Source organism: Herpetosiphon gulosus, from assembly GCF_039545135.1.
GTDB classification, from domain to species: domain Bacteria; phylum Chloroflexota; class Chloroflexia; order Chloroflexales; family Herpetosiphonaceae; genus Herpetosiphon; species Herpetosiphon gulosus.
On record NZ_BAABRU010000028.1, the window covers coordinates 1 to 16,542 of the forward strand.

The following is a 16,542-nucleotide window of genomic DNA, read 5'->3' on the forward strand; positions in this document are numbered from 1 at the left end:
CGGACAATCCGTCAGCGTTTCTACACCCAACCCTGCATCCACCCCATCTCCGCTCTATCCCCGCGTCCCCGCAAACACATCCCAATCATAGTCCCGACGTAGACGGAATAAGATATTTTTTAGGAATGAGGTAGCTCAAATGTACTGAAGTGGGAGTTTTTGAGGGAATTTACAGTTAAGCCCATTAAGCCACCGCTCATGCGAGGAGCGCAACCCATGCATAGATTGCGCTCCTCTCGCGTTCGTTGTTCACTCCATGAACGGCGCGTTTTTGAAATCCCCCGCCATAGGCAGTACATGCATAAGCGAAAAACGCTACCCGGTATAGTGGGCACTGAATTCCTGCGATGGGGCAATCGTCGTAATCACATCAATGAGCACTCCATTCGGATCAGCCGTGATGAAATGGCGTTGTCCCCAAGCTTCATGACTGAGTTCGCGGAGCAATGGGAGCGCCGCGTGGGTGATTAATTGTTCATAGACGGCATCAACATCGCCCACCTCCATATTGAGAATCAACCCCGTTGTTGGCTGTTGTGCGACAGTTGGTACGCTCGAATGGGTATAATCGACGATAGCAAGCTCATAGTGCTCGGCAGTGGTATGGCGCAAACTGATATACCACGTCGATTCAAACGTTGGGTAAAATCCAAAATACTGCGTATAAAATGCGGCTGTTTCAGCAACACGCATGCTTTGAATGACGGGATAGATACTCGTTGGTTGCATAGACACTCTCAATCGCGTATACTTGATAGAAACATACAGACTGTATGTTTCTATCATACATACAGTCTGTATGTTTGTCAATCCATAGGAGTTACGAATGGTCGATCGTCGTCCTTCAACCAAAGCTGAACAGCGCACCCTCACAACCGCCCGCTTACTCAGGATAGCCCGCACGCAATTTGCCGAACACGGCTATGCACATGCCTCGACGGAACACATTGTCCACCAAGCTGGGGTCACTCGCGGAGCGCTCTATCATTATTTTGATAATAAAGCGGGTTTATTTCGCGCGGTTGTGGCAGAGCTGCAACACGAGGTCGCTCAACGGATTGCCGAGGCGACGAGCACCACCCCAGATCCATGGGAACAACTCCTGATCGGCTGTCGAGCATTTTTGCGGGCCAGCCTTGATCACGAGGTTCAGCAGATTCTCTTGATCGATGGGCCTGCCGTTTTAGGGTGGGACGCATGGCGCAAGCTCGATGCAGACCATGCAATGCGGTTACTCGAGGCGGGCATCCGTCAACTTGCGGATGCTGGCGAAATTGTTGTTTCCTCGATTTCTGCCATGACCCATGTCCTTTCTGGGGCGATGAATGAAGCGGTATTGTGGATTGCTCAAGCGACCGAACCGCAAACAGCGCTTGATGAGGCCATTGCGGTGTTGGAACAACTGCTCTCAGGGCTTCGTCAGCGTTAATCAGTGCTGCCACGCACTTCCATGAACCATCGGGATGATGTGTTTCATTGACATACAATGCAATCATACAAATGGGCTGGTGTGGGTGATGACATCCCGTCCGCCCCATGGTTATGGTGGACAGATGCACCCCGTTGCTTGACAACCATCCCAATGAAGCGGGGCGTACCATCGCAAATTGCTGGTGTTCCGCTACCACGTGCTGGAGGTTCATCATGATCCCCCTTACTCTGCTGACGGTCGGTCATACGGTTCCTGACTGGACATTGTCTGATGTTCACGGACAGCCCTATACCCTGTCGCGCTCGCTTGGTCTGTCTGGGGCACTCCTGACCTTCATCCGTGGGATGTTTTGCCCGTACTGCACCGCTCAATTGCACCAACTTCGTGAACATAGTGCCCCGATCCTTGCCCAGGGCGTGCAGCCACTCGTCATTGCAGCCCATGGCCCGGAGGCGCTCGCCGTTCACGCGGCGCTGGAAAACCGTCTGCCCATTCTGATCGATAGCGATCGGCATGTCATTACCACCTACGGCCTGCGCCATGATCTGCGCACCTACGCCGATGTGGGCTATCCGACGGGGGCGCTCGTGCACCCAACCACGGCCTTACTTGATACAGAACGTCGTCTCCGCTGGATCTACCGTGGCATCAACCCCGCCGACCGCCCCCGCCTTCCGATGATCCTGGAACAGATTGCCTTGCTCAACCGCCCCGCACACGATGGGGCATAAACCCGCTCTGGCGCGTCTCGGGTACAGGCTCCAAATACCATGGATCGCGTATATATGGCACCCGCTCCATGGTATTTAGAGCCGGATCGGGCGTTGTTGGCATTGGTTGAACGGTACATCTCTTTCGTTCACACATAGCTCAGCGCGACTCATAGCGTGATAGGCTCCTGCGCGATGTCCTACCTACTGACTCCGATAGCTTACTTGAAATCCATCACGCCGAAAGAGCACAGCGGGATCGGTGGTCGTATTATTCCAAATCGGTCCGCCTGCTTGCGAAACAATCACCAAGGATTGGCCTGGGGCGATCGTGCCACTGAGGATGGCATGGCGCTGATTGCCATTCATAGAGCAAATCCACCAATCCGTTAAATCCACCGTTTGGGTAGATTGGTTGCGAAGCGTGACAGTTTCCGGATTACCAGCTTTATTGACATTTTTTATCGCAATCGGCAGGTTGGGGGCAGCGGTATTAGCGACACCCGAACATGTTGGATTGACCGTGATCAAGGTCGGGGTTGGCGGAATCGCCGTTGGGGGAACTGCCGTGGGCGTTGGCAGGGGTGTATGCGTGGGAATCGGGGTGGGGGTGGCCGTGGGTGGTGGTGGAGCTTTGACAACGAGCGGCAGATAGCTCGATAGGCTGATGGGGACGATTGTTGGTATGACGGTTGGGGTTAGCGTGGCGGTTGGAGTCAGGGTGGCGGTTGGGATGAGCGTCCCCCCATCACTACTTCGTGTTGTCGAACGAGATGCAGGCAATGGCGCGGCAAGGGCTTGATAGCCGAGCAGAAAGCAGCCAAGGATACCCACTCCAACGAGGATGAGACGACGGATCATGACGATTCTCCTCCAAAGCAATACAGCAATCACGAATCGCAGTCACCAGTGCATCGCGACGGTGACTGTCATACGGTGTATTATACGCCATAGGCCACATGGTGAACTTAAACATACCTATCTGGCTATTTGCAGTCCATGCACCGAGGTGGTATACTGGGTTCCTCGACGTTCTCGCCACGTAACGGCGAACGCGCAGTTCATGGGGTGAACTGCGCGTTTTTTGTCGGTGGGTTAACTCCCTCACAGCTTAATTGCCCGGCATTGGCCGACATGACGCTTGCGTAGCTGGTCTTTCGTCAACGACGAGCACGGTTTCTCCACACCCTCCTTCCGCTCAAGCCAACCCACCCACATCCTGATTACGTTCTGTTTACGCTCCCACGCTATGCTCGTCATGGGACGACAGGAACATACTGCGCACGATCATCCGCGTCGTTCTCGCCCCATCCCATGCCGTCGCGTCGGCTTGAGGGACGGTGTTCTCGGGTGCGCTTGGAGGGTTTATGGGTCTGTTCTGGTGGTTACCGCGTCGCTGGTGGCGCATCGTTCGCATCATGCTGCTCACGCTGTTCACGCTGGCATGTGGACTGGTCGGGTGGAACCCGGTCGCACGGACGACCGCAGCCTCACGCCCGACCGTGGACGAGACCACCATTCGTCCACTCCTCACGCTCCACCAGCAGGCGTATTTCAAGCCCACGCAGGTCTCCATCGCCGATGCAATGGGATGGAGTGTAGCCGTGGATGGGGATACCCTCGTGGTTGGTGTGCCCCACGAGGATAGTAGCACCGCTGGAGTCCAAAACAGTGCCACCCCGACCGTGGATGAGGCGGTACTCGATGCTGGAGCCGTATATGTGTTTGTGCGCACAGGAACAACCTGGAGTCAGCAAGCCTACCTCAAAGCATCGCAGGTCTCCGCCGAGGATGGCTTTGGTACGCATGTCGCAATCCACGGCGATACGATTGTGGTTGGTGCGCCCCACGAGGATAGCAGCACCACCGGAGTCCAGAACAGTGCCACCCCAACCGTCGATGAGGCGGCCCTCGATGCTGGAGCCGTGTATGTGTTTGTGCGCACGGAAACGATCTGGCAACAACAGGCCTACCTCAAAGCATCGCAGGTCTCGCCAGCGGACATGGTTGGAACCAGTGTCGCTATCACCGGGGACACGATCGTCGTGGGAGCAACCGGGGAAGCCAGTAGTACGGCAGGAGTGCAAAACAGTGCGACCCCTACGGTCGATGAAACCACGCCCGAGGCTGGGGCCGCGTTGGTGTTTACACGCAACGGGACAACATGGAGCCAGCAGGCGTATCTCAAAGCATCACAAGTCTCGGCTGGCGATATCTTTGGCAAGTATGTGGCGATCGCCGATGACACTATCGTGGTTGGTGCACCGCAAGAGGATAGCAGTACTGTGGGTATTCAGCATAGTGCCACACCGACCGTGGACGAGGCCGCCCTCGATGCTGGGGCGGCGTATGTCTTCGTGCGGAGCGGGACGATGTGGAATCAGCAGGCGTATCTCAAAGCATCACAAGTTTCGGCTGGCGATATCTTTGGCTGGAGTGTCGCGGTCGATGGGGAGACCATCGTGGTCGGTGTGCCCCATGACGATAGTAGTACCACCGGAATCCAGAACAGTGCCACGCCGACGGTGGATGAAGCGTCAATTGATGCTGGGGCTGCCTCTGTCTTTATGCGGAGCGGGACGACGTGGAGCCAGCAGGCCTACTTCAAAGCATCGCAGGTCTCGGCTGGCGATATCGTGGGGTTTAGTGTTGCCGTGGATGGGGACACCATTGTGGTGGGCGCACCGCACGAGGACAGTAGTCGTGCTGGGGTCCAGAACAGTGCCGTGCCAACGGTGGACGAAGCGATGCTTGATGCAGGCGCGGCGTATCGATTTAGTCGCAGTGGCACGACGTGGAGCCAGCAGGCCTACCTGAAAGCCGTCCAAGTATCAGCGTCAGACATCGTTGGCTTCAGTGTGGCCGTGGACGGGGAGACGATCGTGATTGGTGCGCCGTATGAGGATAGCAGTACCACCGGAGTTCAGCACAGTACCATGCCGACCGTGGATGAGGCGGCCCTCGATGCCGGAGCCGTGTATGGCTTGAGCACTGGTCACGTCCAGTATCTGCCCTTCGTCGCAACCAGTCAGCCGTTGCTGCTTGCCACCCTCACTCCGGTTGCCGTGCCGACGATGCCCGTGACGACCCCACGAATGATCTTTTTTACCGCCACAATCACGCTTCCGAACGAACTCCCCGCCTATGGGCATTATTGGCTATCGGCCCATCCCCGCATGCTTGTCCCTAGTCTCGTTGACGATGCGGTGATGCTACGAGCAGGAACGACTACCATCTTTGCCTATACCTACAGTTTACAAGGCCAACCGCTCGCAGCATTCGTCGAACTCCCGGCGGACGTGCTGCTGCCGTGGGCAGGCCACGCGATCACGATCGAATTGACGGATGTTTCTGGCAGCGTCTATAGCAGCACCCCACTCTATCTGCTCTGGACTCCCTAATTCCCACCCCCTATCGGCTCCGTGCGCTTGGGTCGGAGCCGATAGGAGCACATACCCGTCGCAAGCACGGTGCAACACCGATCGTAGAGGGAGCACAGGAGGGTAGCCAATGTCCTCACCTGACCTCATAACAACAGCCCATTACCACCATTGATCTTCCAGCGGGGAGCAAACAAATGGTGCGTTCTCACGACTATCCTCCATCGCGCTTCTCAGGCCAAATACTACAGAATGTGGTATACTCTCTATCACATTGCCCACTGTTGTGTCTCCGTTTCTCGACACGCCGCTTCCATGACCTCGCCTAGCATTGCCTCCCATAGGAACACAACTCATTCTTCCCGAAGCTTATGCGGTTGAGACCAGCCATTGGTTCGTGTATAGCGGGAGGGCCACATGTCCCCAACGAAACGGCTCAGTCCACGGAAACTCCAGATTCTTGCACTCGTGGCGGAAGGAAAAACCGATCGGCATATTGCCATCCTACTGGGCATCGGCGAGTCCACCGTTAAGGCCTATTTGCATGAAGTGTATACGCTTTTGCGTGTGCAAAATCGGGCTGCTGCGGTGTATTGGTACTGCCATTATCTAGGACTGACGGCCCCCATCAAAGAATAGGCTATAGCGCTACCTAGCTATCGTGTACAGTAGTCGTATACCAAATCTTCTTTTGACCCTTCGGGAGGCCGTATGAATGACCAAGGAATTGATCAGGTCCACGACTGGTTACGGGTTAATGATCCGGTGTATTATCAAGCCTATCATGCGTCTGAAACCATTGCTGGGTTTCGTCAACGCCTTCAACTGGCAGAAGATCCGGTGACGAGCGTTGTTTCCAATGCACGCCTTGTCGGGAATAACGCCGATGCTGTTTTAAATGATAGCCGCGCCTTGCAAGCCGCAATTAGTACCGCAACCCAAGCGCAAGGGTTGGCCCAATTCAAGAAAAATCCGATGGATGGGTGTACGAGCGTCATGAATATTGCCCGCATTGCCGCTAATTTTAATCCTATCACCCCCAACATCACTGGAAACTATCAAGCCTACAATACCTATATCGAAAAAATCCTGAGTGCTCCATTCTTCAATCTCAATTTCACCGATATCAAAGTGGTCAATCAAAGCAGCAGTAATTGGAATGAAGCAATTGACAGCTTTGTCAATCTCTTTGAAGGGATTCTTGATTCCGATCGGTCAAAGATTAAAGAGGGTTTGGTTGCCTTAACCAAGGCCGCAACGAGCCACCTCAATCAGAAACAAGAACAGCAACTCTTTGTGCAGAATGTGCTCCAAGCAGATACCAATGCCTATACGATTGCCATTTATTATAGTCAAGTCGAGCTCGTGGAAGATTCGAAAAAAGGGGGCACAACGAAGCAATCTACCTTTAAGGTGGCTCGCACCTTGTTGAGTTTTCGGGTCAATGAATGGCCCTATTTTGCCGAAGCGGTGTGGGGGAAACATGTCCAAACCGTGATCGATTGGCTCAACGTGAATACCACGACCGCTGGAGCACGAACGGTCAATCTTTGCCTGGAATAACACCCCATCAGCGATCAGTTTGGTTACCGTTCCACGCGAAGCATCGCGATCTGACCACAGCATTCCGCACACGCGATGGCGGTTGGCCATCGCGTGTGCGGAATGCTCACCAGTGAGCACTGTGGATCGGACTGATCACGAACTCTGCTCGCGGCAGGAATGATCCTTGATGCTTCCTGCGCGATACCCCTTGACACCCCATGTGCTCCCGGCAATAATGCGGTATCCACATGCATTTCCATTCACCCCACTCCATCGTGGTGCTATTTCTGTTGGTAGGGAGATTTTCCATGATTCACCATGTAGCTCACCGAGCACACCGGAGCCACCGCATTGGAGCGTTCGCCGTCATGATGCTCATGCTCCTCGCTGCCTGTACAACCCAAACCACCCCCACCCCGGTTCCCATGGATGCCGTCACACTCCAGCTCAATTGGGTCAATGATTTCTCATCAGCGGGCTTTTTTGCAGCAGAAAAAAATGGCCATTTTGCCGACCAGCACATGCAGGTCACCTTGCGCGAAGGTGGCTTTGATGACAATGGCTATATTGATGGAACGGAACAAGTCAGCAGCGGCGCTGCCGATTTTGGCGTTGCCAGTGCAGATAGCATCCTGCACGCCCGTGCCCAAGGAAAACCCATCGTGGGCATTGCCGTGCTGACCCAAAACAGCCCGTTGGCGATTCTCTCCCTCCCTGCGACCAATATTCGAACCCCACAGGATTTGATTGGAAAAAAGGTGTTGGTATCGGAAGGCGGCGCAACCCAATTGTATACCACCTTGCTGGCATCCCAAGCCATTGCGATCAATCAAGCACCGCCGTTACCACGGACGGATTCGGGGATTGATCGCTTGGTGCGCGGCGAAATCGATGCCTTGGTAGCATGGAATATCAACGAGGCGATTGCCCTCGCCGAACTCGGCTATCCGCCATCCATCATGTTGTTAAGTGATTATGGGATCAATAGCTATGAATTAGTCCTGATTACGACAGAGCGCTTGGTAACAGAGAATCCCGACCTCGTAACCCGCTTTCTGAAAGCCTCCTTGCAAGGATGGAACGATGTCATCCTCAGTCCGGCGCAAGCGATTGGCTACGTGAAGGACTATGCACCTGGCGTTGATCGCGATGGTCAACTCCAACGCCTCAGTGTCTTCGTCGAGCTATTAAAGCCAGCCCAAACCAAACTCGGTGCTATGCTGCCAGAACGGTGGGCCTTTACCCAGAGGATGCTTCAGACCCAAGGTGTGTTGACCCAACCACTTGACCTTAGCCGCGCCTACACGACCAGATTCTTGGATCAACTTCCAGATCGCTAAACCATGCTGATCAACGAACGGTTTTTTGCGGTAAGACAGAAGTGGCTGATCAGCACCGCGCGTCACTCCACCAGCTACCTGTGTTGGTAGGTAGCTGGTGGAGTGATAGGGTGGGTGTCCTTCCCCTCGCTACCAAGCACACCTATTCCTCAATGGCTCCACCGATCTGCCGCAAATGCTGGCGAAAGGTGAACGACGGATCAGCCTGTCGCCGCACGCGATAGGTCTGAAACTGCACTTGATCACGCAACGATGTCCCTTCTTGAATAACGACCGCTTGGTGGCGTTCTCGTGCCCACAACGCCTGCGCCGTATTCAAGATCTGTTCGCCATGCTCGGCGGCGACCACGATCACGCCATCGTCATCGGCAAACACCAGATCGTCACGGGTCACGGCCATATTTCCCAAGTGAGCCACCTGTTGGGCATCGTCATCCCATGGATCAAGCCGGAGCGGGCCAACCGGGAACCGACCAAGACTAAACACCGGAAACCCGATCTGGAGGAGATCGGTCGTATCCCGATGCAGGCCCCAAACGACGATTGCTGCTAATCCTGCGGCCTGCGCTTCCAAGACGACTAAATCGCCAATACATGCTTCATCCATACGTCCATCATTATCAATCACCAATACATCACCAGGTTGGGCCGTTTCAAGCACGTCGAGGAATATATCAACACTGCCGTAATGGCGAACGGGAACTGCCCGACCAACACAATGACTTCCCGGGATGAGGGCTTGGAGCGTTGGGGGAGCTGCCCGAATTGGGAGCTTGAGCCGCACACACGCATCAGCAATCAGAGCCGTCGAGAGCGGAGCAAATTGTGTTTTCAGCACATCGTTGGGCATCATTATGGCATCCTCCATAGGCGATATGGTGCATGGTAGCATCGTTTGATCGGTGCTTCGGTAGCCTTCTGATGATGGGTCGTATCATGCGTCGACTACCGAAGCCATGCTATCCCGAACGCGATTATGGGGCAACCTGCCGATCACGGCGCAAGTGGTAACTATAGAGTCCTAATCCGAGCATCACGACGACTTGCACCCCACCCCACCCCCATCCGGCGGCGAGTAACCCCTTCGGAAGCAAGACTAGCATAACCAAGGTTCCGATGCCATTACTCAGGATGAGGCCGACCAGGACGGCGATCCGCCGCTCGCGGATGCGGAGGAGGGTGATCAGCAGAGTTGTTCCGACCCACGGAACGTTGCTGATTAACAAGACCAAGAGAAAGGGATAGCCCATTGTGGCATATGCTTGTCCATACCATGGTAAGAGGATCGGACTGACGAGCGCAAGGATGCTGCCTAAACCAACCGTGAGCAGGAATCCGGTCATCAGCACCCGTGGCAACAGGGTCATTAAGTGGTTAGGATGATAGGTTCCTTCACGCAGAAATGCATCAGCGGTTGAACTGGCCCACGCACTAATACTACTCCCCAACGACCACATAATAAAAAAAATCGCTCCGATGCGTCCCCCAGCCTGATGCACAACGATTAATGGGAGCAGCATGTCGGGTAATCGTTGCAATTGATCCGACAGATAGTTGGGCAATGCATCATTCATAAGGGCACGCTGTGGCCAATATTTCCATGAGAGCGTCCGTTGATACTGCGGAATCACCTTCGGCAACCCAATAATAATGCTTACGATGGTGACGATGCATGCTGCGGTTGTATAGGCAAGCATAATGGTCAAAAAACCACCAATCGGTTGGAAGAGGATGATAAGACCTAAGGCTAAACACGCTTGTCCTCCTTGTTTCAGCAAGGAAAATGATAAGCGTTGTTGGGTGAGGAATATCCAGTTCACAATCTGTGAAAGGGCAAGACTCATCGTGAGAATCAGGAGGATACCCCCTACCACGAAGCGATTGGCTTGGTCTTGTTCGTGAGGAAACCAAGACCTCATTGTTCCAAGGGCAATACTCACCATGAGGAGGGTCATTACCGCAATGATGCTGAGAATCAGATTAACCAAACCACTAGGGTTGCTCTGATAGCGAAGATGGCGCAGAACAACATATCCGAATCCCATTTGGGCAAGACTCGCCATGAACATTGCCGCACTAATGAGCGCAGAGCTATATCCAATCGCATCAGGAACAGCGATCCGCGTTGCATACATCCAAAAGAAAAATCCTAATCCGGTACCCACCATCCGCATCACGAGCAGGAAACTGGTTTGAAGCAGAAACGCATCACACCACTGATATACTCGGGTAGTAAGGGTTTGGATGGTGAGTACTCGTTGTTTCGTATTCATGACTTATTGTCCTGATGGAATGCGTGCAAACCACAACGTCAACGTCGGATGCTGATCGGCCATCACGCGTATGATTGCGGGTTGGTACGCTGCGGTTGTGGGAATCATCCATGGAACAGCGGTGACCTGGTGGGCAGGAAGCACCTGCTTCGTGGTCATCACGACCATCCCCTCCGGCGTTTCAATGACTACGGTTGCGGTGGTTGGCGTATCCGTGTTATTCGCGACCTCGATGGTTAATGATCCGGTCGTCGCTTGGGTTGCAAATACTTCAAGGGCGGGCATCAGGGTCGCTTGCGCACGCACCCCATGCGTTGCAAACCCAAGCCAACACCCAAGTACGATGACAATACTGATGCCATAGCGCCACCAGCGAGGAGCAATCGTGAAGCGCTGTCCGCGCAGGCGGAGCACCATCAGACTCGCAAGCGGGACGATCAGGGTCAGCACGACCATCCCATTAATGCCCATCCCACTTAAGTGCACGACATACCCCATCACGGTCAGATTCAACACAGACAAGGCAATTGTGCAGGCAAGGATGATGCGAATATCAAGGTCAGCACCAAAGATCTGTTTCCGTTGGGCCACCCAAAAGATCGCGAGGCCTGGGAGGAGAAACAGACCGAGGATCGCCCCCAGTAACCGCATCGCTGGAATGAACCATGAGAATGGTTTTGCTGGTGGGTCTGATGGGATAGGCAGCGGAAGCCCATGATCGGTCGGTTGTAACACACTTAAAACCGAACTCGCATACACTTGGTTCATGGAGGGATGGCGTTCAATCATGGGATTGGATAGCAGCCACGCAGCAAAAGACTGCCATTGGGTCGTGATTAAGGGCTTCGTGGTTTTCGCAATCGCAATAGCATCAATAGCCGCTGGAAGGGGTTGTCCTTCCACCATGGCGCGATAGGTTGGCGCGTCAATCCACGCGAGATTGACCGTCTGGTTGTCGATCGCCCGTTGGAGCGCAAATGACCCATAGAGATTCGCATCGCTGAGCATCGTACTTTTCGTGGCAAGCAACTGGCTGGCACGGCCTGTTTGGGCGGCGGTCATATCGGGCTGAATGGTTGGCGCAAAACTAAAAAAGCCCACCATGGCACTTCCGACGAGCAAGACGAGTACTCCCATGCTCCATGATTTCCAGGGAGCATCGCTCCAAATAATGGGCATTAACAAGGGAAACAAGACCGGAATAACTCGCAAACTTAATGCTCCATACAATAAATACATGCTCGTATGGGCTATCGCAATGCCGATGATGGCCCAGACAAAAATGCGTTGCGGTGTTGCCACGAGCGTCTGCAGATCCTGCGTTTTCCATGCCGTCTTTAACTGCGCGATCATCCACCATCCCACAGGCACGGTCAGGATCAGCAAACAGATCAAGGTACTCCATGTTGCGAGCGGTGGATTCACTGGGGCAATTTCAAACGGATCAAGCCCTGCGGGTGTTCGTTGGAGCAACGGACCAAAGACTTTACTCAGAAAACTTTGACCAATCGTATTCGCATTGACGGCTTGAAGCTGCTGCCAGCCATTCCGTAAGACACTTTCAAACGTGATGTCCCACGCCAACCAACTGAGCGGGAGCAACCATGAATAGCGATAGGTCGATCCCGTGGTTCGTTGTGCCCATTTACTCCCCGCAACCCCTATCGTCATTAAGCCAATCATCCAGAGTGGCGTGGTGTGGTAATGCAGAAAGGTGGCAAGAAAGATCGCGGTAAGGATGAGTTCATAGCTCCGTTTTGGGTGGTTAAGCCATTGAAAAAAAAGAATCAGAAAGCCGAGCAGCAGGCTATAGACCCAGACATACGTTTGCGTCCCAAATTGACTGTAGATCCCGGGATAATACCAACTGCAAAAGAGGGTAATGCCTGCGGCCCACCGTCGTGAGGGACTCAACATGATCGCAATTCCATAGTAGGCCAGCGCTAAGAGCAATGCGCCAATTGGGAGGACGACGAGCGCATCCAAGGGCCAATCGGTAGCATTAATGAGTGCGGTATGAATAAGATCGCTGCCTAAATGCTCGGCTCGATATGCTCCAGCACTAGTCGTATAGTCGGCGACCGCCCCTTGGTTGATAGAGAGTTGTGCTCGCGCGAGGCGAAAGGCATTCCACGGTTCTTGAAGCGGCTGTTGCGAGAGAATAATCCCTGGCAGGATACAAGCAAGTAAGACCATGATATCGAAGAGCATGGTGCGCGAAAAGCGACGTAGCTGTAGGCGATCGACCCATGCGTGGTGGGGCGTATTCGATGCGGGAGAAATAGCACTCATAACAGACTCCTACGCATGGGTCTCATGCGATTGCTGGTGCGGATCAAGGATATAGAGATCAAGCGGAAATCGGGAGACAAACGCACGGGTGCGTTCTTGAATGCCAAACCAACTTGCACGGATGCCATTAAGCAGACCTGCGTGGCGTATGAGGCGAATATCAAGATCGGCATAGGGTGTCCACGTGTGAACGGCACTCCCAATGACCTCACTCGTCGCAATGGATGATGCTTGGGTTATTCGGTGCATCAATTGTTCACGATACCGTTCAAAGCTTCGTGCCGTTTGTCCGGTCGGATAAAAATGTTTCAGCACCCCCCAGACATGGCCGTTACAACAGACATTGATCGTATGGGCAATCCCCCATGCGAGGAGCCAGCCATACCCATGACCGATGATCGCGGTTAATCCAAGCCCAATGCCCACGGTCAAGATCAGATCAAGGCCGATTTTGACCATGCGTTCCGTCCGGTGCATGTAGAATAGGCTCTGGAAACACCAGTGAGACATGAGTGCCATGCTTGGGTGGTGTAACAGTCGTCGCAGGCCATGATGGGACAACCGTGCATAGCCATGGGGTTTGGATGATTTAGGTGTTAGCATAGCGATCCTCAACAATACGCCAAATCGTCTGATGAATTTCCTCAATGGATTGATCCCCGTCAATTAACGGCCAGCCGAAGTGCGCAGCAATGAGACGAAAGGCATGAATACGATCGGGAAGTATCCGATCATGGGCCAAATCGGGTCGTCGTTGGCAGATACGGGCAGGATCGCCATCGAGCAGGATCAGGATGGTGTGCGCTGGGAGTAGCCGCCGATACCAGCGACCATACCAGCGCTCAAGGAGCGTAAAATCCTGGGTTGCAACCATTAAATCGGCGAGCATATCGATCACAAACCGTTCGCAGACGATTAATTTCCCATGCGCGATTGGCCAATACACCGCGTGGATTGCCACACTGAGTGCATCAACCCACAGCACGATTGGAAAGATAGTGTGCATCAACCACGATGCACGAAAATCCCAATACCCCTGCCGTCCATGGGGGTGGGATTCATACCAACTGAGTCCCCGGAGGCGTGCATAGATCAACAACCCACGACTTAACCGAAACGGAAAGCGTAACCAGCGATGGGTCACGGGAAATCCCTGCGCTTTAAGCTCATCCATTAATCGTCGTGCTTGGGTCGTTTTGCCGGTCCCATCACTCCCCGTGATATAGATCATCGGATATCGGTTGGTGTGAGGGCGCATTAATGACCAAGAAAGTGATGCCATTGGTTTCCCATTTCTGTCCATGACTGTACCAACGATGGTGTCGTCGGTGGCGTATAACGGTGTTGACTGCTGGCGATCAGTGCCTGCTGGAGTGATGATGGCTTGGCTGCTTCCGCAAGGATATGCGGCCCATAAGCGGCGAATTCAGGCAAACAGCTAATCGCCGTCGTAATCAACGGCTTCCCCAAGGCATGGGCTTCGAGGAGACTCAACGGTGCATCTGATGGAACAAGATCAAACGGCAAGGCCACACTATCCGCGAGGGTCACATGGCGAACTAACTCCTGAGCGGGCAGATACCCACTCACGATCCGCACAAAGGGAGCGATCTCGGGGTGCTGCAAGATGTGCCCTAGTTGCGCATCCGCACGCTGTAATTCCCGTGGATGGCGACGACTTAAGATCAGGAGTCGCAGTGCAGGATGCTGGCGACGGGCGGCGCGGAACGCATGGAATAAGGTATGTAACCCTCGTAATGGGGCAGGCGACCCAAAATATACCAGTACATGATCGGAGGGATGAAAGCCCAATGCATCACGGTCATCAGAGGCATGCGGCGGCTTCGCTAACCAATCAGGATCAACACCAGGTAGGAGCACGGTCATATCGTGCTCGGGAATGCCAAGGGCACGCAGGTGGGCTTTGGTGGTTTGGGTTTGGACGACCACATGATCGAATTGCTGCCGACGGTAGCCCTGCTGAAAAATCTGTGATGGTATCAAAGCCCCCGCCAGATGGATTGCGCCAAGCTCATAGTTTTTCAGTAATCGCCCCATCCCGATATCCCATAATTGGGAAAGCTGATAGAGCGGACTGGTAAAAATACCGATATTGACCACGCCGGGATAGTGATACACCCCATGGAGCATGCTCGTTTTTCCAAGATGCCACAACACCACCTCAGGGTTGCAGGCATGGAGTGCGGCCTGCAAGGCCTGATTCTTCGGATGGGCAACAATCGACGCGAGACGAATAAGCGGAATGCCGTACACCAGCGAGGCGGCATCAGACCCGGTACTGATGATCGTGACGGCATGGCCATGCTGTTGGAGTTGGGCGGCAACCTCACAGAGGTAGCGCCACGGTTGTAGCCGCAAACAATGGTTCTCACAGCCAGCGGCAATTAAGACAATCCGTTTCATGCAACGACTCCTTGGAGTGCTTGGTCATAGGCTGCAAGATAGCGCTGGCCAATCTTTGTCCACCCATAGTGCTGGTGAATCGTTAGCCCTGCCTGGTGACCAAGGGCACAAGCCACGTCAGGCTGCTCTATCAGATGACAAAGTGCCTGGGTTAATTGCGCGGGCGCATGCGGGCTTACCAGAAGACCATTGTCGGGGGTGATCACGTCAAGGGCTCCACTCACGGCGGTCGCGACCACGGGACAGCCACACGCCATTGCCTCCAGTAATGCCGTCGGCAATCCTTCATAATGGGCGGGGTGAACATAGGCCCATGCGCCCCGATACAAGTCGGCAAGCTGAACGCGATCATGGATATGCCCAAGGATATGCACATGCTGCTCAAGGTGTTGCTGTGTGATCTGTTTGTGGAGGGCGGCAGCGAGTGGCCCTTGGCCCACAATCAAAAAGCGATAGTCAGGGTACTGTTTCACCACATCCGCCGCACAAGCGATCAAATCCTCTAAGCCTTTGCGCGGCGCGAGCCGTCCAACGGTTAAAAAATAGCGTTGGCTAAACCGGGCCTGTGGGTCGATGGCCGGATAGAAGGTCGCCGTATCCACGCCATTTCCAACCACAGCCACCTGCTGTGGCGGTACTCCATACGTCGTTAATTCGTGGGCAACACTCGTAGCCACGGTAGTAATGGTCGTGGCTTGCTGCAAAAGTCGTTTTTCTAAGCGGATGCTAAAGGGGGTTTGCAGTTTGACCAAGAGTCCCAGGATCGAGCGCAACGGAATGGCGGCGGTATCGGTCTTCATGGGCGTATGCACGGTAACCACGACGGGATACGCACTGGTTGGAATTTTAACCAGCGGTGTATGGACATGGATCACATCAAGCCCATCGGTATTTGCAATCGTTTCCAAGGTTTGGGTCACAAAATAGCCATGCATATCGACATGCAAGGGGTAGATTGGCCAAAAGGCTGGCCGCCAAATATGGATACCCTGAACCCGTTCATAACGAGGCTTGGTTGTCTCACCCCGCGTAATCATATGGACAACATGGCCTTGGTCGGTTAAAAAGCGGCCAAGATTCCACACATAAAACCCAATGCCTTCGCAGGCTGGCAAGGGGGTTGAAAAGACAAGCGCAATACGCATG

At 54.0% G+C, this 16,542-nt stretch carries 15 protein-coding genes; 6 read left to right on the forward strand and 9 right to left on the reverse strand.

Annotated elements, in window-relative coordinates; genetic code table 11:
- Nucleotides 1-315: 315 nt before the first annotated feature.
- Nucleotides 316-729: a VOC family protein gene (locus ABEB26_RS23565; RefSeq protein ID WP_345724540.1), complete on the reverse strand. Its 414-nt coding sequence runs from the start codon at nucleotides 727-729 to the stop codon at nucleotides 316-318.
- A gap of 97 nt (nucleotides 730-826) precedes the next feature.
- Here ABEB26_RS23565 and ABEB26_RS23570 point away from each other — a divergent pair, with 97 nt between their 5' ends.
- The gene (locus tag ABEB26_RS23570; RefSeq protein WP_345724541.1) at nucleotides 827-1,429 is read left to right on the forward strand and encodes a TetR/AcrR family transcriptional regulator; all 603 of its coding nucleotides are present in this window, start codon (nucleotides 827-829) and stop codon (nucleotides 1,427-1,429) included.
- Between the two features lie 215 nt (nucleotides 1,430-1,644).
- The gene (locus ABEB26_RS23575; protein WP_345724542.1) at nucleotides 1,645-2,163 is read left to right on the forward strand and encodes a peroxiredoxin family protein; all 519 of its coding nucleotides are present in this window, start codon (nucleotides 1,645-1,647) and stop codon (nucleotides 2,161-2,163) included.
- 183 nt (nucleotides 2,164-2,346) lie between these two features.
- On the opposite strand, the gene ABEB26_RS23580 is transcribed toward ABEB26_RS23575, so the two are convergent.
- Nucleotides 2,347-3,003, reverse strand: a complete 657-nt coding sequence (locus ABEB26_RS23580) for a lamin tail domain-containing protein (protein WP_345724543.1) — start codon at nucleotides 3,001-3,003, stop codon at nucleotides 2,347-2,349.
- Nucleotides 3,004-3,746: 743 nt separating this feature from the next.
- On the opposite strand from ABEB26_RS23580, the gene ABEB26_RS23585 reads away from it, so the two are divergent.
- The 4 genes from ABEB26_RS23585 (at nucleotide 3,747) to ABEB26_RS23600 (ending at nucleotide 8,407) form a co-directional block, all read left to right on the forward strand.
- Nucleotides 3,747-5,543, forward strand: a complete 1,797-nt coding sequence (locus tag ABEB26_RS23585; protein WP_345724544.1) for an FG-GAP repeat protein — start codon at nucleotides 3,747-3,749, stop codon at nucleotides 5,541-5,543.
- Between the two features lie 396 nt (nucleotides 5,544-5,939).
- Entirely contained in the window at nucleotides 5,940-6,161 is a 222-nt protein-coding gene (locus ABEB26_RS23590; RefSeq protein WP_345724545.1) for a helix-turn-helix domain-containing protein, read from the forward strand.
- 72 nt (nucleotides 6,162-6,233) lie between these two features.
- Nucleotides 6,234-7,085, forward strand: coding sequence for a hypothetical protein (locus ABEB26_RS23595; RefSeq protein WP_345724546.1), 852 nt, complete (start codon nucleotides 6,234-6,236; stop codon nucleotides 7,083-7,085).
- 350 nt (nucleotides 7,086-7,435) lie between these two features.
- On the forward strand, nucleotides 7,436-8,407 hold the full coding sequence (locus ABEB26_RS23600) for an ABC transporter substrate-binding protein (protein ID WP_345724547.1): 972 nt from the start codon (nucleotides 7,436-7,438) through the stop codon (nucleotides 8,405-8,407).
- Between the two features lie 142 nt (nucleotides 8,408-8,549).
- On the opposite strand, the gene ABEB26_RS23605 is transcribed toward ABEB26_RS23600, so the two are convergent.
- From ABEB26_RS23605 to ABEB26_RS23635, 7 genes are all read right to left on the reverse strand, one after another.
- A complete protein-coding gene (locus tag ABEB26_RS23605; RefSeq protein ID WP_345724548.1) occupies nucleotides 8,550-9,260 on the reverse strand; it encodes an RraA family protein in 711 nt (236 codons plus the stop codon).
- 121 nt (nucleotides 9,261-9,381) lie between these two features.
- Complete coding sequence (locus tag ABEB26_RS23610) at nucleotides 9,382-10,680, reverse strand: lipopolysaccharide biosynthesis protein (RefSeq protein ID WP_345724549.1); 1,299 nt, start codon at nucleotides 10,678-10,680, stop codon at nucleotides 9,382-9,384.
- Nucleotides 10,681-10,683: 3 nt separating this feature from the next.
- Nucleotides 10,684-12,972: a hypothetical protein gene (locus tag ABEB26_RS23615; protein ID WP_345724550.1), complete on the reverse strand. Its 2,289-nt coding sequence runs from the start codon at nucleotides 12,970-12,972 to the stop codon at nucleotides 10,684-10,686.
- A 9-nt stretch (nucleotides 12,973-12,981) separates the two neighbouring features.
- The gene (locus ABEB26_RS23620) at nucleotides 12,982-13,449 is read right to left on the reverse strand and encodes a hypothetical protein (RefSeq protein ID WP_345724551.1); all 468 of its coding nucleotides are present in this window, start codon (nucleotides 13,447-13,449) and stop codon (nucleotides 12,982-12,984) included.
- Nucleotides 13,450-13,561: 112 nt separating this feature from the next.
- A complete protein-coding gene (locus ABEB26_RS23625) occupies nucleotides 13,562-13,978 on the reverse strand; it encodes a hypothetical protein (RefSeq protein WP_345724552.1) in 417 nt (138 codons plus the stop codon).
- 251 nt (nucleotides 13,979-14,229) lie between these two features.
- Nucleotides 14,230-15,396: a glycosyltransferase family 4 protein gene (locus ABEB26_RS23630; RefSeq protein WP_345724553.1), complete on the reverse strand. Its 1,167-nt coding sequence runs from the start codon at nucleotides 15,394-15,396 to the stop codon at nucleotides 14,230-14,232.
- Entirely contained in the window at nucleotides 15,393-16,541 is a 1,149-nt protein-coding gene (locus tag ABEB26_RS23635) for a glycosyltransferase family 4 protein (RefSeq protein WP_345724554.1), read from the reverse strand. The genes ABEB26_RS23630 and ABEB26_RS23635 overlap by 4 nt, the downstream gene beginning before the upstream one ends.
- Nucleotide 16,542 lies beyond the last annotated feature (1 nt).